The organism is Flavobacterium amylolyticum, assembly GCF_048284335.1.
In the GTDB taxonomy this organism is placed as follows: Bacteria; Bacteroidota; Bacteroidia; order Flavobacteriales; family Flavobacteriaceae; genus Flavobacterium.
This window is the reverse complement of the sequence record NZ_JBLVPG010000002.1, coordinates 686389-709739: the sequence shown is the minus strand read 5'-3', so window position 1 is coordinate 709739 and position 23351 is coordinate 686389. Positions and strand designations below refer to the sequence as shown.

Here is a 23351-nt window from a genome sequence, read left to right as displayed (position 1 = left end):
CAGTCATAATTTAAACGTTATGCAGCGAATTGTAGCATCATTTTCTCAAAGTTGTTTCCATATGTATTAGGGCAACTAAAACGCAGATTACCCAACAATAAGCTTAGAACAAAAGAGATTGTAGGCAATAAAAAGGAAATATTTTTTTTGTAAAGTCAATAAAAGTAGGTAGTTAACAAATAAAAGAATGGTAATTACTTTCTGATTCCGAAATTAGGGTACAAATATGTACAAAAGAATGAGTCAATAACAACAAACAAACCTTGATCAAATTTCAAATAAACAATGACTATGTTAAAATGTTATTACCTAAATAACTGGTTTCTCCGGATTTATCATGCTTTTTTCAGCATTTAAATAATTGCGAAGCGATAACTACTTGCAATTTAGTCAGTTAAGTGAAGTGATCAGTCTCGTAACCCAATTTAACAACTTTACTTTAAAAGCTAAGTCATAATTTTCACATGCTTTTTTATAATTTAAAATTAAGATTTTTTTCTTAACTTTTTACATCGATAAAATTAGCACATTCATATTTAGTCGAATATGATCTTACTTGTTTGAAGATAATACTACCATTTTTCGACATATTATCATTGATTACTTATAGCAGCCTGATCGGTCAAAAACAACAATTTTCCATCAATAGGTTTAATTAATTGCATCGGGTATTTTTCGGGATTGTAATCTCCATATAAAACTTCGTTTAAGGCATGCGCTTTATTTTCTCCAAAAGTTACAACCACAATTTCCTTCGCTTTATTGATGATAGACGCCGTTAGCGTTATTCGATACATACTTTGCGACTCAAGATAATAGGCCGATACCCATTTGTCATTTTCTTGTAATACGGCTTCACCCGGAAAAAGTGAAGCGGTATGGCCATCATCGCCCATTCCTAATAAAATAAGGTCAAATTGCCCTTCTTCTCCTGTAAGACTTTTAATTGATTTTTCATATTCTAAAGCATATTCCTCAGGTGAAAAACCTTCCTTATACATAGGAAATACGTTGCTTTTTGGTATACCAACATGACTGAGCAGGTAATCGTATGACATTTTTGCGTTACTGCGTGAATCATCAAGCGCCACCCAGCGCTCGTCACCCCAAAAAACAAAAACATTATCCCAATCTATTTTTGTTTTGTATTGTGGAGTTGCCAAAAGCTTGTACATAGATACAGGAGAAGAACCGCCAGTAAGCACCACTAAAAAGCGTCCCCGATTCTGTATTGCCTTTTGTGCAGCAGCTATAAATATATTGGCTGCGTAGGGTGCTATTTCTTCTTTATTATTAAAAATACTTACCATTTGTTACTTTTTTTTCTTCTTGTTCTATGTCATTAAGTGTGTTTGATGCCCAAGCATGACCCTGTCGGGCTAGTAATTCATTTGCTGCCTCAGGTCCCCAGCCGCCGGCTTCATATTTATATAAACTTGAAAATTTATCATTTTCCCAGGCTTCCTGAATGGTTGTTACTACATCCCAAGCTTCTTCAACCTGATCCGAACGCATAAATAATGTGGGGTCTCCCTGCAAAGCATCCAGTAATAGTGTTTCATAAGCTTCAGGTGATTGTGTAGAGCATGAAAAATAATCAAACACCATCTCAGCAGGTTTTAGCGAAAGAGACAGGCCCGGTTTTTTTGTCATAAACTGCAACCGAATATCCATAGCTGGCTGAATGTTTATAATTAAGCGGTTTGGCATCATATTTTCTTTTCCAAAAGAAAAGGTAGAATGGGTTACCGGATTGAACTGTATGACGATAGAGGATTGTTTTTCTTTCATTCTTTTGCCCGTTCGAACATAAAACGGAACACCCTGCCAGCGCCAGTTATCTAGGTAAAATTTCATCGCTACAAATGTTTCTGTATTAGAATTGGATGCAACTCCTTTTTCTTGCAAATATCCAGGTACAGATTTGTCTTTTATTGATCCCTTATCATACTGACCCCTTACTGTGTAATGTTTTACTTCCTCAGGAGTTATGCGACGTATCGCTTTTAAAACGTCAGCTTTGCGGTTTCTGATTTCATCTGCTTGCAATGAATTGGGGGCTTCCATCGCTACCATGGTTAAAATTTGCATCAGATGGTTTTGTATCATATCCCTTAATGCTCCGGCACCTTCATAAAAACCGCCACGGTCTTCAACCCCAACTTCTTCTGCAACAGTAATCTGTATAGAATCAATAAAATTACGGTTCCAGAGTGGCTCAAACATTGAATTTCCAAAGCGGAAAGCCAGAATATTCTGCACAGTTTCTTTGCCCAGATAGTGATCTATTCTGTAAATCTGTTTTTCTTCAAAGGTTTCTGACAATAGCTTATTTAGTAACTCTGCAGAACTTTTATTGTAACCAAAAGGTTTTTCAATAATGATGCGATCCTGTTCCGGATTAGCGGCAAGGTCTAATTTTTTAATATTGTTAGAGATCGTTGCAATTAAAGAGGGTGCTATTGACAGGTAAAAAAGCCTGTTACCACGTTCCCCAAAAGACAAATCTATGGCATCCAACCTTAATTTCAGTGTCTGAAATGATTCTTCTTGGTCGATATCATTTTGTAAATAAGTGATATGAGAAGCAAATTTCTGATAGGCTTTATCAGAGGTTATTTTATTTCTGGAAAACGCTGTTAGGTTATTACTCACATCGCTTCTATAGGTCTCATCGTCTTTTTTTGCTCTTCCAAGCGCAATGATCTCAAACTTTTCTGGCATTCGACCATCAAGATAAAGATTATAAAAGGCAGGGAAAAGCTTTCTTTTTGCTAAATCGCCTGTTGCCCCAAAAACAAGAATGATGGTTGGCCTTATAGTATCGAGATTATTCATTTTATTCCATTTAAAATTTAGTCATTCCACTCTGTGTGAAATATACCGTTAGTGTCAATGCGCTCATACGTATGTGCTCCGAAGTAGTCACGCTGCGCCTGTATAAGGTTAGTAGGAAGTGTTTCAGATCGGTAAGCATCAAAATAAGCTAAGGAATTCATTAAACCCGCAATAGGGATCCCTTTTTGAACTGCGAATTGTACCGTAGCTCTAATGCTGGATTGTTTCTCATTTATGGCCTTAGCAATAGTATCATCGAGCAGTATGTTTTTTAGCTCTCCGTTCTTGGCATAAGCCTGTCTGAAATCTTCAAGTACTACCGAACGAATAATACAGCCACCACGCCAAATTTTAGCTATGGTTTCCAGGTTTAGATTGTAATTATACTCTTGTGAAGCTTTGGTTAACAATGCTAATCCTTGAGCATAGGTTATTAATATAGAAAAATGTAACGCTCCTTTAAGCGCTTCTATAACCAAAGGCAAGTCAGTGTTACTTTGTTCCGTATTCCAAACCAATTTTGCCGAAGCTTGAATTCTTTCTGGTTTGTTTTTAGACATATTACGCAGGGTTACTGCGGCGTCTATAGTAGGAAGCGGCACTTCTAAATCCATCCCATTTTGGGAGGTCCATTTTCCGGTTCCTTTAGATTTTGCCCAATCCGATATTACATTTATAAGCTTTTGGCCGTCGGCATCTGTTTTCTTTAAAATATGTCCTGTAATTTCAATCAAGTAGGATTGAAGTTCGGTGTCATTCCAGTCTTCAAATACTTTTTGAATTGTAGTATCGTCAAGACCATACCCTCGTTTCATAAGATCATATACCTCAGAAATAAGTTGCATAATACCGTATTCGATTCCGTTATGAGCCATTTTTACGTAGTTTCCTGCAGATCCGTTGCCTAAATATGCTACACAAGGTTCTCCATCGACTTGGGCTGCTATGGATTCAAAAATAGGACGTAGTCTTTCATAGGCTTCTTTATTTCCGCCGGGCATAAGGCTTGGACCAAATCGGGCTCCTTTTTCACCACCAGAAATACCCATTCCAAAAAAGTGGATTCCTTTGGCTGATAATTCTGTAAATCTACGGTCGGTATCTGTAAAATAAGTATTGCCTCCGTCGATAAGAATGTCTCCTTTATCTAAGTAGGGCAGTAGGCTTTGAATAACTGTATCCACAGGTTTTCCTGCGGGTACTAATAGCATAATTGCTCTTGGTTGTTTAAGAAGTTCGAGAAACTCTTTTACTTCAGTTGTGGCCTTAATTTGGTGTTGGGGATTAGCTTCCTGTGTCAGGGATAAAACTTTTTCCGTATCCAAATCCAAGCCTGCTACTGCATGTTTCTGGTCCGCCATATTTAAGAGAAGATTCCGACCCATTACCCCTAAGCCCACTATACCAAAATCAAATGTTTTCATAATTAATTATCTAAATTTATTATACAAAAAAAAGGCTGGAATTTATTTGTAAATTCCAGCCTTAATCCAATAATTACGCTACAGTTACACTGTTTATAGCTTCTTTTAATGCTTTAGCAGCAGCAGCGGGATCTTCAGCACCATATATGGCACCACCTGCAACAGCTACATCTGCACCTGCAGCTACAACATCTTTAATTGTATCGATGTTTACACCACCTGCAACAGAAAACGGAACTTTTGCTAGTTTTCCTTCGCTAATAAGTGTTTGTACTGAGTATCCGGCTAATGTTTGTTCGTCAAGACCAGCATGTAACTCTACAAAAGCAACTCCAAAAGCAGTAACCTCTTGCGCTCTTTCTACTCTATTTTTAACTCCAATAGTATCAACTACTACCTTTTTACCGTGTTTTTTTGCAGCTTCTACCGCTCCTTTTATCGTAGCATTATCAACAGCACCCATAACTGTAACTAAATCTGCACCTGCTAAAAATGCGATTTCTGCTTCTAGGAAACCAGTATCGGCAATTTTCATGTCTGCAAAAATTAATTTGTCAGGGAAAGCGGCTTTCATTGCTGTTACAACTTTAAGGCCTTCTGATTTAATTAGCGGTGTGCCTAATTCTATAATGTCCACGTACGGAGCTACTTTGTGTGCCAATTCTAATGCTGCTTCTGTAGTAAGTAAATCAATTGCGACTTGTAATTTTGTCATGTCTAAATGTATAAAAAAAATTAATAATAAATAATATAAAAAATCGTTATTCCAGGTTGGCGTGTTTGGGCCATAAATCTTCTTTGGTCAAACCAGATTCTTGCCATAAGGTCATAAAAACACTTTCTAGGACAAATAAGGTAAACTGTTCAAAAAGGCTACCCGCATATTGCTTAGAGACAGAAACACCGAAGTCAGTTTTTGTAGCAGCGTTAACCAATATAATAGTGTCTGCCAATACGGCTAATTTGCTTTTTGCATCGGCAGTAATAGCAATAATTGTTGCTTGTTGACTCTTCGCTTTCTCTGCAGATGATAGCACTGACGATGTAGTTCCTGAGCCCGATGCCAGAAGTAGTAAATCTCCTTTTAGAATAGCAGGTGTATTGGTTTCTCCTACAATAAATACAGTATACCCTAAATGCATAAAACGCATGGCCGCCATTTTTAATGCAAGTCCGCTCCTGCCAGCTGCCATAACAAAAATTCGTTTGGCTGCTTTAATTTCGTGAATCAAAACCTTTATCTGTTGTGGATTTATCTGATTTGCTAATTGTCTGTTTTCCTCTAAAATAGCAAGCAGATTATTGTTTGTAAAAGTATCCGTGTTCATTTTTGTTTATTTAAGTAAAGTCATGCGTTCCTTTAACCATTCCCATTCATACTAATACGATTGGGTAATTGTGCATGCTGTTCTAGAATGTTGGTTTCTGGGTATTGGGTAATTAAAATTATAATACCCTTTTATTTCCTCCTAAACAGCATTAAACTAATTAATAAAGCTGAAATTGCGTTTTAGCAACAGCATTGGGTCTTTATTTTAATAGTATTAATTGCTGATACAAAGATATTGTAGCAGTGAGGGTATGATGTTATATAAACAAGACTATGCGGTATAAATTTGTGCCAGTTCGTTTTGTAGATCTGTTGGGGTTTCCTTTAGTTTAGCTTTTACAAATTTATTAAGTGCAGATGGGGAACTGAACCCAAGGTCAAATGCGATTTGTTTGTGTGAGAGATCACTAAACAGTAATTGTCGTTTAATTTCTGTAAGGATTCGGTTGTGGATAGCATTTATAGCCGTTTCGCCTGAATATTTTTTATTTAGCGCATTGAGCTTTTTAGTACTGATAGCCAGTTTTGAGGCATAGTATTGTACAGTACGCTCACTTTTATAGTGATGGTTCAAAAGTTTTTTAAAGTCAATATAAGTTTGCTGGTCTGGTCCTTGCGCATCAGGATGTAGGACTGGATGTTGACCATGTATGGATTCTATAAGTCCTAAAAGAAAAATCTTAATATAAAAACGAGCTTGTTCCTTTTTAACAAGGCTGGGAGTGTTGTAAATATCTTGTATGTTATTTATAATTGGAAGCACCTGTTCAAATTCAAGGTTAGAAAGTGCGGTACAATTCAGGTGTGCCGATAGGTTAACATTATAAGCACTTAGCTCATTCTTTAATATATCCGAACAAAACAATACTTCTTCAAATAATATAATTTTACCAGTCAGATCTGTACTCTGATTTAACAAAAAATGAATTTGATCCGGAAATATAACGGCTATTTTTCCTGAATTTAATAAATATATTTTGTCTTCGATATGTATTTTAATAGTTCCAGACTCCACTAAAATAATACAAAAATGATCTTTTTTATGTGGTTTCAAATAATCTTGAATACTTTCCGTCCCGAGGTCAAAAACGCGGAAAGACAAATTTTTATCATCCGTTTTTTGAATATTTTTCTTAATCTCAAACCTTTTTAAGTCCATGTGATATTTTCTATTTAACTGCACCGCGCGCTCCAATTACCTACTTGAAGCAAAAGATAATGCTTGTAATCATAATTTATTAAATTTAATTAGCTTATTGGATACAAGTGTTTTTCTAGTTATAATATGTTAATAGATTTGTAATCAATGTATAGTATAAAAAAACGCAGTAGAAGAAAATTTATTTATAAAAGATGGATGACAAATATACGCTTTTCTCAATTTGTGAGAATGATTTAGCTTAAAATTAGGCTTAAATTAGATTCAATACAGTTATTGAATCAGTAGTAAGAATTTTTATTTTACCTTTTTAATGAAAAATGGTTAAACTCAGCAAGCTATTCAAGTGCAACTGGGCTACTATTGGTTTTTGTCTTCAGGGATTTTTTTGTTATTACCCTACTGAGTTGAATTGAGCAGATACAACTTTTTTATATAATAAGATAATTCTAAAAAGAAAGAATAATTAAGACTTAAATATTAAGTAAAACCATTGAATTAAAATAAAAATAGCCTGTATGTTTATTGATTACAGGCTATTTCGTGGAGTTGGTGGGACTACAATCGAACACCTTATATCGATCTTAACTTTTTTTGACAGCTTGAAATTATGATGTAATATATTGATTTTTAATTATTTAATTAATTTAATAATTATTTTTTAAGTTTAAAATATTTAACTAAGTGTTTTTAATGTTCTTTAATAAATCTAAGTTTTTTTAAGGTAAAAAGTTATAGCTAAAGGAGGCGTGAGAATTTAACTGTCGAACTCTTTTCACAGCATAACACTTTAAGAGATAAATTTAAAAACAAGAAAACTATATAATCAAATTGCGCAGTAATGTAACTATTTTAGGTGATTTTTAAAACCATTTTTTAGATGATTTAAAGAAATTAGCAATGTCAAATTCAATATAAATTTTTAAACAAAAACCGAACTAGTACTGACTGCCAACGGCAACCCGGAATATTTTAACCAGGTATTAAATTTAGTAGACAATGCGCCGCAATTGAAAACCTGGAAATTCACCGCGTTCATCCAACCATTGGAAAGAATTGATGAAATGGTTAAGGGTCTTGACGATCCTTACATCTTACACGAAATGACGTTAAAAGTGAGTGAACTCACTTTTTTACCGCTTGCGTATCATGAAATATCACATAAGTTCGACGTTCTAGTTTTTTTAAAAAGTTAAAATTTATATTGTGATACAAAGACGTTACAAAAAGCAATTTTCATTATCATACAAGACATTGTAGGAGAAAAAGCGCTAACCAAAACATCAATAATATTGGCAGTTTTTGATAGGTTTAAATTTTTAAATAATTCATAGAAGTGGTAGGATAGTCCTGTGTCCAACTTATTTCATTTGGTGCTTTTGTGGCAAAAACATTTTCCCAATGTGATTTTTTATTTTCCATTTTTTTAATGTACCCTGTTTTTTGTTATTCTTCTACATTTTTCATTTTCATTAAAAGTGCATAAGCTCCTATTATAACAATTTTTTTATCTTTTAAATCGTCTGAAAGAATTTCAGTAAACCCATTTTCAGCTGTTCCAATTCTAATTTCTTTCATTTCAAATTGTTTGTTTGGTTTGGCAACAAAAATATAATTCTTGTTTTCATAATTCACTATAGCATCAGATGGCAATACATTTGATTGCTGACTTTTTAATTCTATTTCGGCATTCATATACATTCCTGGTAAAAGTGCTTTGTCGTAATTTGTAAAATGGCAATGTATTTCAGTGCTTCGGTTTTTGGAAAAATCTTTACCGATTAAAATAATTGTGCCAAGATATTTTTTTTCAGGATTGGTATTTGTATAAGATATAACTGATTGACCAATAGCCAATTTATTGATGTCTTTTTCAAATACGGTTAATGCCAAATGAATATCAGATGGATTTACAATCTCGAATAAAATATCGCTCGGGTTTACATACTTGCCAATATTCACGTTTACCTTAGCTACATAACCACTTATTGGCGAATATATATTAATACTTTTTGAAATGTTCTTTGTTGAAACATTTTTCGGATTTATCCCTGCGAATTTTAATTTCTCGCTATAGGATTGCACCATTACCGATAGTGAGTTGTATTCTGATTGTGCTTGTTGATACACTTTATCACTACTGGCTTTGCTTCGGTTGAGTTCTTTTTGTCTTTCAAATTCGGCTTTTGCGTAGCCTATTTTTGCTTTCGCCAAAAGGTAATCTTCCTGCAGTTGAATGTATTGTTGGTCTTCTACAACGCACAAAACCTGACCTTTGGTGACATACATTCCTTCTAACAACTTGGTGTATTTTAAATAACCACCCATCGGCACACTAATGGACACTAAATTTTGAGGCGGCACATCTATTTTACCAGTTAATTTTAAGGTAGATGAAATTTGTTTTTGCTCGATTTTCCCAGTTTCAATACCTGCATTTTTTATTTGTGCATCGGTAAGAGTTGTCGTGTTTTCAATAGTTGGACTAGCTTCGGTTTCGCTTTCCGTTTTCTTATCTCCACAGGAAGAAAGCAATACTAATGCCAGTAGGGTAAGGATTGTATTTTTACTCATGATTGTATTTTTATTTTGGTATTTGTGAATTTTTGATTTCATTTTATTTATTTTGAATAGTAAGATAGTGTTTGTAATTTAAAATTTCATTGCCATTGCTAATCGGTTAGGCATCAATCTTGACGCGAAGGAGTTTTATGGAATTAATAAAGACTAAAGTGTCCGGAAGCAAATGAATAGCTGCGGCTTCAATAGGTCCAATTATTTTAAGCAAGACAAGGGTAATTCCAATTACATGAACGACACCAACCCCTACAAAAATATTTTCACGAATGGTTCGATAGGCTCTTTTACTAATAGCACGAGCCATGGCGATTTTCCCCAAGTTATCCTGCATCAGAACGATATCGGCTGCTTCCATTGCTGCTTCGGTTCCCATCGCGCCCATTGCGATGCCTATATTTGCCTGGACTAAAGCAGGGGCATCATTGATGCCGTCGCCCACCATTGCAATTTTAGAACCGTCTTTTTGCAATTCTTTGATGATATTAATTTTGTCTTCGGGCAATAAATTGGCTCTGAAATCGGTAATTCCGATCTGATTGGCAACATGCTTGGCCGTTTCAGGATTATCACCGGTAAGCATAATTATGTTTTGAATGCCGCTTTTTCTCAAACCTTCAATCATTTCTTTTGCACCTTCACGTATCGCATCGGATATATAAAAGATACCTGCCAATTTAGTATCAACTGAAAGATAAATAGCAGTGTCGGTACTATTTTCTGAGTATTTTGATACTGGTACTCTATTTTCTTCCATAAAGAGCTTGTTCCCTAATAAAACTGATTTGCCATCTATTTTTGCCGAAACACCTCGTCCTTTTACCACCTCGAAATTTTCAGGTTCGCCATAGGTAAGTTTTAATTGATCGGCATAGCTTAAGATTGCTTTTGCTAATGGATGGCTGGAACGGCGATCGACAGATGCAGCAAATTGAACCAACTGGTTTTCACTATAAGCAGGATCTATTATTTCAACGGCATTCACAATAGGACTTCCAACGGTTAATGTTCCTGTCTTATCAAAAACAATGGTAGTTACTTTAGCAAGCTCTTCTAAAAATAAACCTCCTTTTATCAAAATACCTTCTCTCGCAGCGCGGGCAATTGCCGCAATGGTGACAAGTGGCGTTGCCAAACCTAATTCGGCAGGGGAAGTAAAAATCAGCAATGCAATCACCAGTTTGACATCACGGGTAAAAAAGTAAACAGTACCTACAAAAATAAATACCACAGGAATAAGCCACGAAGCCACTTTATCGGTGAATTTTTCAATAGGTGCTTGCTGGCTTTCTGCCTCTTCCACCAATGAAATGATTCGCGAAAAAACGGTGTCTAATCCTGCTTTTGTCATTTCGATATCGAGCGCACCTAATTCCAGTATGGTTCCGGCAAATGCTTCACTGCCCGTTGTTTTTTCCTGAGGTACGCTTTCGCCGGTTATGGGTGCTTGGTTCACAGAACCTGATCCGCCAATCACTTTACCATCAACAGAGATTTTTTCTCCAGCTTTTACCAGAACAATATCACCAATTTTTAAATCGGTTATTTGTACTGTGGATTCCTGATTATCTTTTTTTACTATCGCAGTTTTTGGGACAGAACCTATCAATTCTTTTATAGATGACCTGGCTTTTTCGGTACTTGCACTTGCGATATATTCCGCAATGAGAATGATCATAAGTACGACAGCACCTGCCAAATATTCCTTGCCAAGAACCGAAATAACGACCGCTATGGTTATAAATAATTCAGTACCTATTTTTCTTTCTTTTATGATATCCAGTACCGCCGTTTTTATCAATGAATAAAGACCAAAAGCCATTGCGATTATCAAAATAGGTAGTGGAATAACATCAAAATAAAATAATAAACAGGCTATTCCCACTGTGATGATCCGAACAATTTCCCAAAGGAACTGTCGCGAAAAAAAGGTTTGTGTATAATTCATATGTTGATATTTATTGTTTTTATCGGTCATATGTAATTCGCATATCATCATTGGTGCTTGCGACCCCAATTACGGTCATGCTCATTTCATAATTAAACTATTTTAATTAGTTAAAGCATTGATTTCAATAACAGCAGTATTTAATTTTCTAACTGCTTCGATGTATTTGCTTTGAATTTCGGTACCTTGATTAATAAGCATTACCCATTCTAGATAATTAATGTCACCATTAATAAATTTATCATTAGCAGCTTTGGTTACCAAATCAACATTTTTCAAGGCTTGACTCTCGTAATAGGAAATAGTTTCTTTATGTTTTTTATATTCCTGGACTAGTTCCTGATTCTTACTTTCCAGTTTTAATTTTTCATTATTTAAATTATTTTTAGCTATTTGCGTATTTATCTCTAAAGCCTTTTTCCTGTTATTTAATGCTGTATTGAATATTGGAAGTGCCACTCCTAATTGTCCGTAAACACCATTATTACTGTCTTGAATTTCCGCATTTGTTCTGAAAGTCTGGTAATAAACACCACCGATTAATTCCGGCAATTTTTTAGATTTTTCAAGAGCAATTTCCGCTTTGCTGCTATTTACTTGTTGCTCAAATAATTTTATACGGGGTTGATTTCCAATCGCATTTGTATCTAAATTTTCGATAAAATCCATTTTTAATTTATCTGAAACTGGGGTAAAGTCTTTATCAGCATTGAGTAAATACTTGAATTGTGAATGTATTATTTTGTAATCACTTTGTAATTCTAGAAGTTGAATTTTTATTTGTCCGAATTGGTTTTCAGCGGTTGCTTTTTCTAATATATTGCTTTCGCCTTTATCAAAACGAAGCGTTGATTTTCGTAAAAATTCAGAATATATACTATCGCTTTTTAGCAACAGCTTTTCCTTTTCTTTTAGATACATCATTTCGTAAAATACGATTGTTACCTGTCTGGTCAATTCCTTTCTTTGCAAAGCTTCGTTCCATTGCCCTTTTTTGGCTTCTTCTATTAAAAGCTGTTTCTGCCTTTTGTAAACGGTTGGAAATTTTATGCTTTGCGAAATACCAATTTTCACATCATTTACAGTGCTGTTAAACTGACCGTATTCACCAATAATTCCCGTGTTGGAAATATCATAGCCTGTTTTAGTCATTTGTTGCAAGTACTCTGAATTTAGTTTTTCGTTTTTAATTTTGAGATTGTTTGAAAGAGCTGTTTCAATCGCTTTCTCCATTGAAATTTTTTCTTGCGCAGCTGCACTTTGAAAAGAAAAAAATAGTCCCAATAGCAGGATTGTTGTAATTGATTTTATCTTTTTTGGTTTTAAATTAATTCCTTTTTCAAACATGATATATAAAATTGGTAAAACAAATAAGGTTAAGAATGTAGCAATCAACAGACCACCAATTACCACAGTTGCCAATGGTTTTTGAACTTCTGCTCCTGAACCGTTGCTTAATGCCATGGGTAAAAAACCTAATGATGCCACAAATGCAGTCATTAAAACAGGACGTAAACGTATTTTAGTTCCTTGTAAAACAATCGCTTTTAAATCGGTTTCCCCCGATTTTCGAATGCTGTTGAATTCTGCAATTAACACCAAGCCATTCAGAACTGCTACACCAAATAAGGCTATAAAACCAACTCCTGCACTGATGCTAAAGGGCATTCCCCGCAACGCTAAAAAGAAAATACCTCCTATGGCCGAAAGTGGAATTGCGGAATAAATCAATAGCCCTTGTTTTACGGAATTGAATGCAAAATAGAGCAAAATAAATATTAATAGTAATGAAACTGGAACCGCAATCATCAAACGATTTTTGGCTTCGTTTAAGTTTTCAAAAGCACCGCCATAAGTAGGGTAGTAGCCAGCGGGGAATTTTATTTGAGCTTCGACTTTACCTTGCAGTTCTTTTACAATACTTTGTACATCCCGGCCTCGAACATTAAAACCAACTACAATTCTTCGTTTGGCGTCTTCTCTTTGTATCTGATTTGGACCTTCGGTAATTTCAACTTTTGCTAATTGAGATAAAGGAATTTGCAAACCAGTGGAGGTTGGAATTAATAAATTTTGAACATCTGCCAAATCCTGCCGTTTTTCGCCTTCTAAGCGAACTACTAAATCAAATCGTTTTTCACCTTCGTAAACAACTCCTGTGCTTTGTCCTGCAAATGCGGTGTTTACAATTCGATTGATATCCTGAATGTTCAATCCGTATTGTGCAATGGAAGCTCTATTATAATCAATTACTACTTGAGGCATTCCGGTAACGGTTTCTACATAAAGATCGGAAGTTCCTTCTACGGTACTTACAATTTTACCTAACTTATTGGCGTATAACGCCAATGTGTCTAAGTTTTCTCCAAATATTTTACAGACTACGTCCTGCCTGGCACCAGTCATCAATTCATTAAAACGCATTTGTACCGGATATTGAAAACCAAAGGAAACCCCAGGAACAGCTTCCAATTCCTTTGCCATTTTTTCTGATAATTCGTCAAAAGTTGTGGCAGAAGTCCAATCGCTTTTGTTCTTTAAAATGATCATCATATCGCTTGCATCAATTGGCATTGGATCGGTAGGCACTTCGCTACTTCCTGTTTTGCCTACAATTTTCTCCACTTCGGGAAATTTTTCTATTAGTATTTTTGCACCTTGTGAAATAGCTGTCATTGAAGTTTGCAAATTACTTCCCGGCAAAACCCTAGTTTCTACTGCAAAATCTCCTTCTTCTAATGAGGGCATAAATTCGCCACCCATAAACGAAAGTGTAATCAGTGCTAAAACAAACAATCCTAATGTTACAGCAATAATTGTTCTTGGAATTCCCAATGCTTTGTTCAAAAGGGGTTGATAGAAATTTTCTAATTTCTCCATCATTCTATCTGAAAAAGTTTTTTTATGCGATATTTTTTTATTTAAAAATAAAGCGGTCATCATCGGAACATAAGTCAACGACAATATAAAAGCACCAAACAGAGCAAATGCAATGGTTTGTGCCATTGGTAAAAACATTTTCCCTTCAATACCGCGCAACGTAAAAATGGGAATGTACACGATCAATATAATCAATTCCCCAAAAACGGAAACATTACGCATTTTTATTGCCGTTTTTAGTACGGTGTTGTCCATTTCTTGTTGTGAAATTTGAGCAGTTTTCCTGCTGTGCAAACTAAACAAACACGCTTCAACAATAATAACAGCACCATCCACAATCAATCCAAAATCTAATGCTCCTAAACTCATTAAATTACCGCTCACCCCAAATATGTTCATCAATATGACTGCTATCAACATTGCCAAAGGGATAACTGACGCCACAATTAATCCTGCTCGTATGTTTCCTAAAAAGAAAATAAGAACAAAGAGAACGATTAATGCACCTTCTAATAAATTTTTTTCGACCGTTGAAATAGAATTATTCACCATTTTGGTGCGGTCTAGAAAAGGTTCCAGTATAACGCCTTCGGGTAATGTTTTTTCAATTTGTGCAATACGATCCTTAATGTTTTTAATAACCACATTACTGTTGGCTCCTTTTAACATCATTACTACTGCACCTGAAACTTCACCGGATTGAACATCTTTTTTGTGAAATGTCATTGCTCCGTAACGGATAGCACTACCAATGCGAACTTCAGCTACATCACGAATAAACAAAGAACTACCGCTATTAGTGTTTTTAATAGCAATATCTTTAATATTCTCTATAGTATTAATTAATCCCTCACTGCGGATGTATAAAACTTTAGGGCCTTTTTCGATATAAGCACCGCCTGTATTTTGATTGTTTTTTTCTAAAGCAGTAAAAACATCTGTAATCGTGATATTATAGGATTGCAATTTATTTGGGTCAACGGCTATTTCAAATTGTTTCAATTTTCCACCAAAGCTGCTCACTTCCGCCACACCTTCAACGCTCAATAACTGCCGGCGAACAATCCAATCTTGAATGGTTCTTAACTCAGTTATATCGTATTTTTTTTCATAACCGGGTTTGGTTCGTACCGCATATTGATAAATCTCGCCTAGTCCTGTTGTCACCGGTGCAAGAACTGGATCTCCAATACCGGTGGGAATTTGGTCTTTAACAGCACTTAATCGTTCGGTTACTTGTTGTCTTGCCCAGTACACATCAGTTGCATCATTAAAAACAATGGTAACCACTGATAAACCAAAACGAGAAAAACTACGGATTTCTTTCAGTCCAGGAATATTACTGTTGGCTTGTTCAATCGGAAAAGTAATCAGTCTTTCAATATCGGTCGCACCCAGTGATGGTGCAGAGGTAATTACCTGGACTTGATTATCTGTAATATCAGGAACGGCATCAATTGGTAATTTGGTAAATTGATAACTCCCATATCCGATGAGAGCCACAATGAAAAGACCAATAATGAGTTTGTTTTTGATTGAAAACTCAATAATTTTATTTAGCATAATTTGTTATATTAAGGAATGTTCACTACTTATATTGAATACTGACCTTTTAATTTTATTGTAACTGTAATGGCTGTCTTTTCATTATTTCTGAAAAACCAACCGTGTTTTCCTTCATACGGAGCATAAAAAGTCCCAACCATATTATTGGAATAGGCAAGCGTGTAACTTTCAAAATAAACGTCATTAATTTCTTTAGCTTGTTTTACTTCCCCGTGAAAATCAAAATAAACGATTCCTTTATTAGTCGTCCATTCGTATTTCATTTTGCCATATTTCAGCATATAAATTTTATATTCAATTCCTTTTCCTGCCGGCACGATTACTTCAACAGTATCTTCTCTTTCTGCATATTGTTTTTCAGGTGCAGGATTATTTGCTTCGATTGGTCTTTTTACTTCAGGTCCAGAACCTGCTTTTTCCATTTTTATTAATGGGAATGTTTTTCCTGTTATTGTTGCTAAGCCATCAGCAGCATCCGCTGTTACATAAAGCTTATTGAACCCGAACAGTTTGCCTGTTCCTATTGGATCTATTCCATATTCTGCAGGTAAAACTGCGCTTACTAAAATTAGTACAGAAAGTAGTAACGCGAAGATAACTGCTTTGATAATTTGTTTTTTATTTACTATTTGATGATTTATTTCTGACATTTTTTAATTTTTAAGATGTAAAATAACCCGTTAACTGATATCCTATTAATACAAATCCAGCAGCCATAAGCAGCGTATTTGTTATTGTTGAAAATTTCATAAAGCTGGAATGTCTGCGCCATAAAGTAATCAAGATTAGCACAAAAGTCAATGCTATGAACTGACCTATTTCGACACCAATATTGAATCCAAGCAAATTGGTAAACAATCCTTCTTTTTCAAATTTGAAATCTTGCAATTTGCTGGCAAGCCCGAAACCATGAAATAATCCGAAAATCAAAACAGCTGCTTTTGTATTTGGTTGCGTTCCGAAAAATCTCTTGAAACCACCTAAATTATCAAAACCTTTATACACTATAGACAGTGCGATAATGGCATCAATTAAATACGAATTAATTGATATATTACTCATAACACCAAACAATAATGTTGCACTATGACCAATTGTAAAGAAACTTACATAAAGTAGCACTTCTTTCGGACGATAAAGGAAAAAGATAACGCCAACTAAAAAAAGCAGATGATCGTAACCCGTAAGCATGTGTTTTGCACCAATATAGAGAAATGGGCCAAAAGCAACACCATCATTTCCTGACAAAAAAGTTTGCGTATTTTCATCTACACCATGAGCAAAAACGCCTGTGATGCCGACAAAAAAAAGTAAAACAAGAAATATTATTTTTTTTGAATTCATAATTTTATTATTTTTTTTAAAACTACTTCTCTTCTGAAATTTTCGCAAGAGAAGCAGCCTGTTAAAATATACTAATGAGTGTGTCCATGAGCCGCGTCAACTTTATCTTGCTCCACATGATTAATACTGTCCGTACTTACTTGATCAGTAGAATCTGGGACCACTTGAACTTGTTCTACTGTTTCAGTAGATTGAAATTCAGTGTTTTCAGTTTCGTTATTTGCTTTGTTGTTGCAAGAAGTTAACATTCCGATTGCGATAGTCGCTACGATTAAAAAATTTTTCATAATTGTAATTTTAATTGGGTTTATAAAGAATAATAAAATTAATGTTGGTGTCCATGATTAAGATCTTGTTCAGAAACTTGGCTATTTTTAAATTTAGAAGAGATTGTTTTTCCATTGACAAGTAATGTGATGGTACAATAAGCATATATACTTGCTTTAGGAACTTGTACAAATAAAGCATTGTTGGTGTCCAAAGAAACTGGATTCGTTACTTTTGTTTTATTAAAAAATTCAAAAACAGCCAATCCGGTAATTTTTTTATTTGAAACCGTTTTTCCTTTCGCATTCAGTACGTAAAAACTAATATTGTTTTCTCTTTCGACCATTTCAATTTTGTAGTCGCCTGAATTTTGTATTATTCCACCGTGTGGCGTTTTGGAATGATTTTCGTTTACTTGTGCATTAGAAATTGTTGTTCCTGCCACTAGCAAGAATATGCCTATTGCGATTGATTTAATTGTTTTCATTATGGATGTTTTTAGAGTTAAAAAAGATTGATTGCATTACAGATCGACACTAAAAACGCTATGAGAGTTTTGTGAAGTCTAAAAAGATTTTAGTTATGGAGTAACCTAAAACTCTTAAACGTCTAGTTAGTGATGAATGGTAATGGAATTGATACAAGGTATCGTTCGCTATAAGTAAATAGCAAAGTATATTTTAAAATAGCAATCAGAAATATTTAAGATATAACTAATTACGATTAAAAATAAAATTAATTAACTCAACTTAGGGGGAAGCCAGATAGAGGCAAAAACGCTGGAGATGTAAAAATCCTGACTAAAAGATACAGTACTATTTACAGAAATAGTATTTGGTTTACGAAATGAAAACTGGGTTATGTTTTCAAAAGTAAGTACAGTATTAACAGATGGGTTAATAGTTTTAAAAGGCAAACTTTGGTGATTGTCTTTTCCCTGATTAGAATGATGTTCACTATCATTGTAATGAATTACTAAGAAATCAAGTAATGAAATATACTGACCACTAGTATCCTCTTGGTGATTTGAAAAATGTTGTATTAAGTTGGGTAATTTCAATAGCTGTCCTATCTCTGTGTTAGCACACAAAAAAACAAAAAGGAATGATATGGTAATTATTTTTTTCAAGATTGTAAAAGTAATAAATTTTATTGATTACCAATAAATTAAAAAATAAATAGTAAGTAAATCTTAATTTACTAAAACATTGAAAGGAACTTTGACTAAGAAGTATAAATTTTATTGATTATTAGATCTCATATGATATCATCCTTTTAAATTTTTGTTTGATGTTGTTTCTGTTATTCAATAACTGTCTTTTATCTTTTTTTGAAAAGTGACTCTTGGCAGTAGCTACTGTTTGATCTTTTGGATATGCATCTATTTTGAATAATTGTTCTAAATTATGAAGCGGTCACATAAATGCGAAAACAATATTTCGATTTTATCCCTTAATTTTTTGAAAATGTAAGCTTTGGGTTTGCAGTCTTTTTATTTTTTTTTGAGAGTCGAGAAAAAAATTTCCATCCGTCCCACATACTCTTTTAACGAATAATAATAATAATAACCCGTTGGGTTTAATTAAATGATTTGATTTTTGATATTATTTATTGGTCTATCAAAGATAAATTTATTGATATATTGAACCAATGTTAATGCTGTTATTTTTGCTAAAATTCTTGTTTTAAAACCTTCAAAAGTTTTAGCATAATTATTTCTAATTCTGAACTGGTCACATAATTGCGAAAATAATGTTTCGATTCTTTTCCTTGACTTTCGAAAAATATAAGGCTGTGGTTTATAATCTTTTTGATTTTTCCTTTTTGGCGTTTCTAATTTGATGTTTACTGTTTGAAATAAATCTAATTGAATGCTTTGAGATAAATAACCTCTATCTCCAAGCAACACGCAATCAGACATTTGTTGTTTTATATTTTTTAAAAAATGAACATCATGAACCTCTGCTTTTGTAATATCAAAGGAATGAAAAATCCCATTAATGGAGCAAACTCCATGTAATTTATATCCGTAAAACCAGCTGTTTTGAGAAGCACAAAACCCTTTTGAAGGAGCTGTTTCGAACTCATTTTTACAGATTTTAATTCTCCTATGACGAGCAAATTTACAAATCTCCAACGGCATACTATCGACTATATAATAATCTTCAAATTCTAAAAACCGTGAGGCTAATTTTGTTCTTACTTCTTCTGAAAATAAAAACAATTTTCGTCTTCTTTTATTGAATTGACTTCGCTCGATTAAATTAGGAATTTGTTGCTTATCAATCTCTTTAAATAAAGAATTCTCACTATCAATTGACATAAATTCAGCTGTCAAACTCAATGCAACTACTTCTAAATCAGACATTTTTTGTTTTCTACCAACATCCCATTTATATTCTATTTCACAATTCAAAGAACTTATAACTTCTAAAACTCTAAAATTTTTTTTTACTATATTTGACATAGATATTGGTTGTTTGGCGACTTCAATATGCTGAATTTCAGTATCTTGACCAATATCTAATCAATTTATTTTGCTTTAAATAATTACACCCAACGGGTAATAATAATAATAATAATACAAATGACATACAAATAGTTTTTTGCTGCTTCAGATATTCCATCCTGTCGAATCAGTAAATTAAAATCACGGTATTAGTTTTTGAGCGGTAAAATAAAAATCTATGGAAAAGATGAAGAATGTAGTGAATTTTTATGTATTATTTACATCCTGGTAAAACCTCTGCTGCTGCTATAATTTGTGCAACCAAAAATTAAAAAAGCCAAATTATGGCAAAAGTAGCTGTATAAGTTGAGTTAATTATGCTACCACTGCAATTAGTGGATGTTGCAATATCACAGTGGGTATGAATTTGTACTTAATACATATTTACGTATGCTTCAGTAAGTCTTGACTGTTTACGTATAGAGAAGCTATTTCTAATTTACTCAAAAAAAGTAGAACAGCTTTGAGTCATAAAAATGCATCGGAATAATACTAAACTTTTAGATTTAATCTTTCTATGTGATAAATGTTACAAACTGTAAAATTTTAACTAGCAATATTTGCAGTATAAAATTTATATTTATGGACTTTATAGGTTATTTTTCGTCGATTCTTATTGGCGTAGCTTTAGGACTAATCGGGGGAGGTGGCTCAATACTTACTGTGCCCGTTTTAGTTTATTTATTTGCAGTTGAACCAGTATTAGCAACAGCTTATTCGTTGTTTATTGTTGGTTTAACCAGTGCAGTAGGAACTGTTGGCTATTTCAAAAAAGGTTTGGTTAACATAAAAACAGCAATTGTTTTTGGTATCCCATCAATTATCGCCGTTTTTACAACAAGAGCAATAATAGTTCCTGCAATTCCTAAAGAGCTGTTTTCTGTGGGAAATTTTATTTTGACTAAAGACCTTTTTTTAATGCTGTTTTTCGCTGTTATAATGATTATTGCTTCTTATAGCATGATTAAAAAAGATAAAAAACTCGCTTCTGAAGAACCACACGAACAAAAATTCAATTATCCACTTATACTTATAGAAGGAGTAATTGTAGGAATAATTACCGGATTTATAGGAGCTGGTGGTGGATTTTTAATTATACCGGCTTTGGTTATTTTGAGTAAACTTCCTATGAAAGAAGCGGTTGGGACTTCATTAGTAATCATTGCTGCAAAATCATTAATAGGTTTTTTTGGCGAAGGTGGAAAAAGTCTTATTGACTGGCAATTTCTATTTACAATTTCAGGTTTTGCAATTGCTGGAATTTTTATTGGAACGGCAATGTCTAAAAAAATAGATGGTACTAAATTAAAACCTGCATTTGGATGGTTCGTTTTGGTGATGGGAATTTATATTATTACTAAGGAGTTATTTCTAAAACAATAAAAGTCAAAGTGATACAGAAGCAAATTAAAATAAAATTATTTTCTTGTTTTTAAAACAAATCCAAAAAAAATGGCTAATCATTATCAAATATTAATTATTAAAGATGGAGGAATCCGGGAATTTCTGTCACTGCACAATTACTTATTAATAGAAATTTAATCGAACAAAATCATATTGTACAAGAAAAGCAGACAAAAATTGTATCCATTTGCCACGATGCTCATATTGGTAAAATCGTACAATTATAGTTGTCAACCGCTATGTAACATTAGTCACCAATTTTAATAAAATCATGACCTAATTTTGTCCAATAAATTAGAAACTAAAAAAAAAACGATATGTATTTTCAACACATTTATGACAAGAGTCTTGCTCAGGCAAGTTATTTTATTGGTTGTCAAAAAGCAGGTGTAGCCGCAGTTATCGATCCTAAAAGGGATGTTGACACCTACCTTGAAATTGCCAAGCAGAACAATATGAAAATTACTCATATTTTAGAAACACACATTCATGCTGATTTCCTTGCAGGTTCCAGAGAATTAGCCGCTTTGACGGGAGCAGGAATGTACCTTTCAGCGGAAGGCGGGCCCGATTGGAAATATGAATTCCCTCATGTTGACTTGAGAGATGGTGATGTTCTAAAAGTAGGAAACTTAAAAATCGAAGTAGTTCACACGCCAGGACATACTCCGGAAAGCATCAGTTTTCTGTTAATAGATACTCCCGCAAGCGATGAACCCGTAATGTTATTTACCGGTGACTTTGTATTTGTTGGAGACATAGGAAGACCAGATTTGCTTGAAAAAGCAGCAGGAATGAAAGGAACACAAGACATTGGTGCCAAACAAATGTATCAATCCATTAATAAATTTGATGCATTACCTGATTATATTCAAGTATGGCCAGGTCATGGAGCAGGTTCCGCTTGTGGAAAAGCATTAGGAGCCGTTCCAAGCACCACTGTAGGATATGAAAAAATAAGAAACTGGGCTTTTCAGCATAAAAATGATGAAACTGGATTTGTAAAATATTTATTGGAAGACCAACCGGAACCGCCAAAATATTTTGCGATGATGAAAAAACTAAATAAAGTTGATCGTCCGCTTCTTACAACTGTTCCAAAATTAAAACAACTGAATTATAGCGAATTAACAGCAGTTTTAGAAAAAGGAATCAAATTGATTGATGCAAGAGATAAAACGAAATTTTCTAAAGGATTTATTCCGGGAAGTATCAACATTCAGGGTAATAATTCATTTGCCACTTGGGCAGGATGGTTTCTTACGTATGAGGAACCTTTTATGCTGCTTGCCGATGAATCACAATTAGATGATTTGACCAGAAAACTAATGCGAATTGGATTAGACAATATTCACGGGTACATTTCTTCTACGAAAATATGGGAAGAAAATGGCGGTTCTTTGGAGAAAGTAAATCAAATTACAATAGAAGAATTTAAAGCCTTACAACAAGAAAAAGATGTTCAAGTTGTGGACCTTCGTGGTGTTGCGGAATACAATGCAGGTCATATCAAAGGAGCTGACAATGTATTTGTAGGTACTTTAGTAAATAATCTGGACAAAATAAGTAAAGATAAAAAAGTATTAATTCATTGCCAAGGCGGTGACAGGGCAGCAATTGCCTATTCATTATTAGCGCGAAATGGTTATAAAAATGTGCTCAACTATTCTCCGGGAATGAATGAGTGGATGAGCCAAAATAATCCTATTAAATACTAAAAACCTCAATTATGTTCGGAATTTTTAAAAATATATTTTCAAAAAAAGACACTACACAAATGGAAAAAATAATAAATGAAGGTGCTTTCCTAGTGGATGTTCGCACACCGTCAGAATTCGCAGAAGGTCACGTAAAAGGTTCAACAAATATTCCTTTGGATCAAGTGGCAAGCCAATTAGAAAAATTCAAAGAAAAAGATCATATTATTGTTTTCTGCCGAAGCGGTAATCGAAGCGGTCAAGCCAAAATGATTTTGGAGCAAAATGGTTTCAAAAACGTTACAAATGGCGGTACTTGGCAAGATGTAAACGAAGTTATAAGTAAATAAGCAGCGATAGTTTTAAAATAGTGTGCAGTTTAAAATAAGAGATTTTTTGTTTTAAGCT

The 23351-nt window shown here is 34.0% G+C and carries 18 protein-coding genes; 4 read left to right on the top strand and 14 right to left on the bottom strand.

Annotated features, from left to right (window positions below):
• Positions 1-593: 593 nt before the first annotated feature.
• From pgl to ACNQF9_RS09205, 6 genes are all read right to left on the bottom strand, one after another.
• A complete protein-coding gene (pgl, locus tag ACNQF9_RS09230; RefSeq protein ID WP_417959805.1) occupies positions 594-1310 on the bottom strand; it encodes a 6-phosphogluconolactonase in 717 nt (238 codons plus the stop codon).
• The gene (gene zwf / locus ACNQF9_RS09225) at positions 1294-2838 is read right to left on the bottom strand and encodes a glucose-6-phosphate dehydrogenase (RefSeq protein WP_417959806.1); all 1545 of its coding nucleotides are present in this window, start codon (positions 2836-2838) and stop codon (positions 1294-1296) included. Before zwf ends, pgl begins: the two co-directional genes overlap by 17 nt.
• Positions 2839-2855: 17 nt before the next feature.
• Positions 2856-4262: an NADP-dependent phosphogluconate dehydrogenase gene (gndA, locus tag ACNQF9_RS09220; RefSeq protein ID WP_417959807.1), complete on the bottom strand. Its 1407-nt coding sequence runs from the start codon at positions 4260-4262 to the stop codon at positions 2856-2858.
• A gap of 73 nt (positions 4263-4335) precedes the next feature.
• Positions 4336-4977 carry a 3-hexulose-6-phosphate synthase gene (gene hxlA / locus ACNQF9_RS09215; RefSeq protein ID WP_132002728.1) on the bottom strand — a complete coding sequence of 214 codons (642 nt, stop codon included), beginning with the start codon at positions 4975-4977 and terminating at the stop codon, positions 4336-4338.
• Positions 4978-5023: 46 nt separating this feature from the next.
• Positions 5024-5590: a 6-phospho-3-hexuloisomerase gene (gene hxlB, locus ACNQF9_RS09210; protein ID WP_417959808.1), complete on the bottom strand. Its 567-nt coding sequence runs from the start codon at positions 5588-5590 to the stop codon at positions 5024-5026.
• Positions 5591-5863: 273 nt separating this feature from the next.
• Positions 5864-6751, bottom strand: a complete 888-nt coding sequence (locus ACNQF9_RS09205; protein WP_417959809.1) for an AraC family transcriptional regulator — start codon at positions 6749-6751, stop codon at positions 5864-5866.
• Between the two features lie 1010 nt (positions 6752-7761).
• On the opposite strand from ACNQF9_RS09205, the gene ACNQF9_RS09200 reads away from it, so the two are divergent.
• Positions 7762-7947, top strand: coding sequence for a hypothetical protein (locus ACNQF9_RS09200; RefSeq protein WP_417959810.1), 186 nt, complete (start codon positions 7762-7764; stop codon positions 7945-7947).
• Positions 7948-8197: 250 nt separating this feature from the next.
• Here ACNQF9_RS09200 and ACNQF9_RS09195 read toward each other — a convergent pair whose 3' ends face one another.
• The 8 genes from ACNQF9_RS09195 to ACNQF9_RS09160 form a co-directional block, all read right to left on the bottom strand.
• A complete protein-coding gene (locus ACNQF9_RS09195; RefSeq protein WP_417959811.1) occupies positions 8198-9367 on the bottom strand; it encodes an efflux RND transporter periplasmic adaptor subunit in 1170 nt (389 codons plus the stop codon).
• Positions 9368-9431: 64 nt separating this feature from the next.
• Complete coding sequence (locus ACNQF9_RS09190; protein ID WP_417959812.1) at positions 9432-11276, bottom strand: heavy metal translocating P-type ATPase; 1845 nt, start codon at positions 11274-11276, stop codon at positions 9432-9434.
• 102 nt (positions 11277-11378) lie between these two features.
• On the bottom strand, positions 11379-15719 hold the full coding sequence (locus tag ACNQF9_RS09185; protein ID WP_417959813.1) for a CusA/CzcA family heavy metal efflux RND transporter: 4341 nt from the start codon (positions 15717-15719) through the stop codon (positions 11379-11381).
• Positions 15720-15748: 29 nt separating this feature from the next.
• Positions 15749-16372 carry a hypothetical protein gene (locus tag ACNQF9_RS09180; protein ID WP_417990101.1) on the bottom strand — a complete coding sequence of 208 codons (624 nt, stop codon included), beginning with the start codon at positions 16370-16372 and terminating at the stop codon, positions 15749-15751.
• A gap of 10 nt (positions 16373-16382) precedes the next feature.
• Positions 16383-17066: a HupE/UreJ family protein gene (locus tag ACNQF9_RS09175; RefSeq protein ID WP_417959816.1), complete on the bottom strand. Its 684-nt coding sequence runs from the start codon at positions 17064-17066 to the stop codon at positions 16383-16385.
• Positions 17067-17137: 71 nt separating this feature from the next.
• Complete coding sequence (locus tag ACNQF9_RS09170) at positions 17138-17353, bottom strand: hypothetical protein (protein ID WP_417959817.1); 216 nt, start codon at positions 17351-17353, stop codon at positions 17138-17140.
• A 38-nt stretch (positions 17354-17391) separates the two neighbouring features.
• Positions 17392-17820, bottom strand: a complete 429-nt coding sequence (locus ACNQF9_RS09165; RefSeq protein WP_417959818.1) for a hypothetical protein — start codon at positions 17818-17820, stop codon at positions 17392-17394.
• A gap of 1095 nt (positions 17821-18915) precedes the next feature.
• Entirely contained in the window at positions 18916-19800 is an 885-nt protein-coding gene (locus ACNQF9_RS09160; RefSeq protein ID WP_470303282.1) for an IS982 family transposase, read from the bottom strand.
• Between the two features lie 624 nt (positions 19801-20424).
• On the opposite strand from ACNQF9_RS09160, the gene ACNQF9_RS09155 reads away from it, so the two are divergent.
• The 3 genes from ACNQF9_RS09155 to ACNQF9_RS09145 all read left to right on the top strand — a co-directional run bounded on the left by ACNQF9_RS09155 (position 20425) and on the right by ACNQF9_RS09145 (position 23293).
• Positions 20425-21225 (top strand): sulfite exporter TauE/SafE family protein, encoded by an 801-nt coding sequence (locus tag ACNQF9_RS09155; RefSeq protein ID WP_417959820.1) that lies wholly within the window; start codon positions 20425-20427, stop codon positions 21223-21225.
• Between the two features lie 338 nt (positions 21226-21563).
• The gene (locus tag ACNQF9_RS09150) at positions 21564-22964 is read left to right on the top strand and encodes an MBL fold metallo-hydrolase (RefSeq protein ID WP_417959822.1); all 1401 of its coding nucleotides are present in this window, start codon (positions 21564-21566) and stop codon (positions 22962-22964) included.
• Positions 22965-22975: 11 nt separating this feature from the next.
• Positions 22976-23293: a rhodanese-like domain-containing protein gene (locus tag ACNQF9_RS09145; protein WP_417990100.1), complete on the top strand. Its 318-nt coding sequence runs from the start codon at positions 22976-22978 to the stop codon at positions 23291-23293.
• The last annotated feature ends 58 nt before the right edge of the window (positions 23294-23351 follow it).

Bases quoted from the DNA above. Each gene is read 5' to 3' on its own strand.
- ACNQF9_RS09165 (WP_417959818.1), bottom strand. From the start codon at position 17,820: ATGAAAACAATTAAATCAATCGCAATAGGCATATTCTTGCTAGTGGCA.
- ACNQF9_RS09175 (WP_417959816.1), bottom strand. From the start codon at position 17,066: ATGAATTCAAAAAAAATAATATTTCTTGTTTTACTTTTTTTTGTCGGC.
- ACNQF9_RS09150 (WP_417959822.1), top strand. From the start codon at position 21,564: ATGTATTTTCAACACATTTATGACAAGAGTCTTGCTCAGGCAAGTTAT.
- gndA (WP_417959807.1), bottom strand. From the start codon at position 4,262: ATGAAAACATTTGATTTTGGTATAGTGGGCTTAGGGGTAATGGGTCGG.
- zwf (WP_417959806.1), bottom strand. From the start codon at position 2,838: ATGAATAATCTCGATACTATAAGGCCAACCATCATTCTTGTTTTTGGG.
- hxlB (WP_417959808.1), bottom strand. From the start codon at position 5,590: ATGAACACGGATACTTTTACAAACAATAATCTGCTTGCTATTTTAGAG.
- ACNQF9_RS09195 (WP_417959811.1), bottom strand. From the start codon at position 9,367: ATGAAATCAAAAATTCACAAATACCAAAATAAAAATACAATCATGAGT.
- ACNQF9_RS09160 (WP_470303282.1), bottom strand. From the start codon at position 19,800: ATGTCAAATATAGTAAAAAAAAATTTTAGAGTTTTAGAAGTTATAAGT.
- ACNQF9_RS09155 (WP_417959820.1), top strand. From the start codon at position 20,425: ATGGACTTTATAGGTTATTTTTCGTCGATTCTTATTGGCGTAGCTTTA.
- hxlA (WP_132002728.1), bottom strand. From the start codon at position 4,977: ATGACAAAATTACAAGTCGCAATTGATTTACTTACTACAGAAGCAGCA.
- ACNQF9_RS09180 (WP_417990101.1), bottom strand. From the start codon at position 16,372: ATGTCAGAAATAAATCATCAAATAGTAAATAAAAAACAAATTATCAAA.
- ACNQF9_RS09145 (WP_417990100.1), top strand. From the start codon at position 22,976: ATGTTCGGAATTTTTAAAAATATATTTTCAAAAAAAGACACTACACAA.
- pgl (WP_417959805.1), bottom strand. From the start codon at position 1,310: ATGGTAAGTATTTTTAATAATAAAGAAGAAATAGCACCCTACGCAGCC.
- ACNQF9_RS09190 (WP_417959812.1), bottom strand. From the start codon at position 11,276: ATGAATTATACACAAACCTTTTTTTCGCGACAGTTCCTTTGGGAAATT.
- ACNQF9_RS09205 (WP_417959809.1), bottom strand. From the start codon at position 6,751: ATGGACTTAAAAAGGTTTGAGATTAAGAAAAATATTCAAAAAACGGAT.
- ACNQF9_RS09170 (WP_417959817.1), bottom strand. From the start codon at position 17,353: ATGAAAAATTTTTTAATCGTAGCGACTATCGCAATCGGAATGTTAACT.
- ACNQF9_RS09185 (WP_417959813.1), bottom strand. From the start codon at position 15,719: ATGCTAAATAAAATTATTGAGTTTTCAATCAAAAACAAACTCATTATT.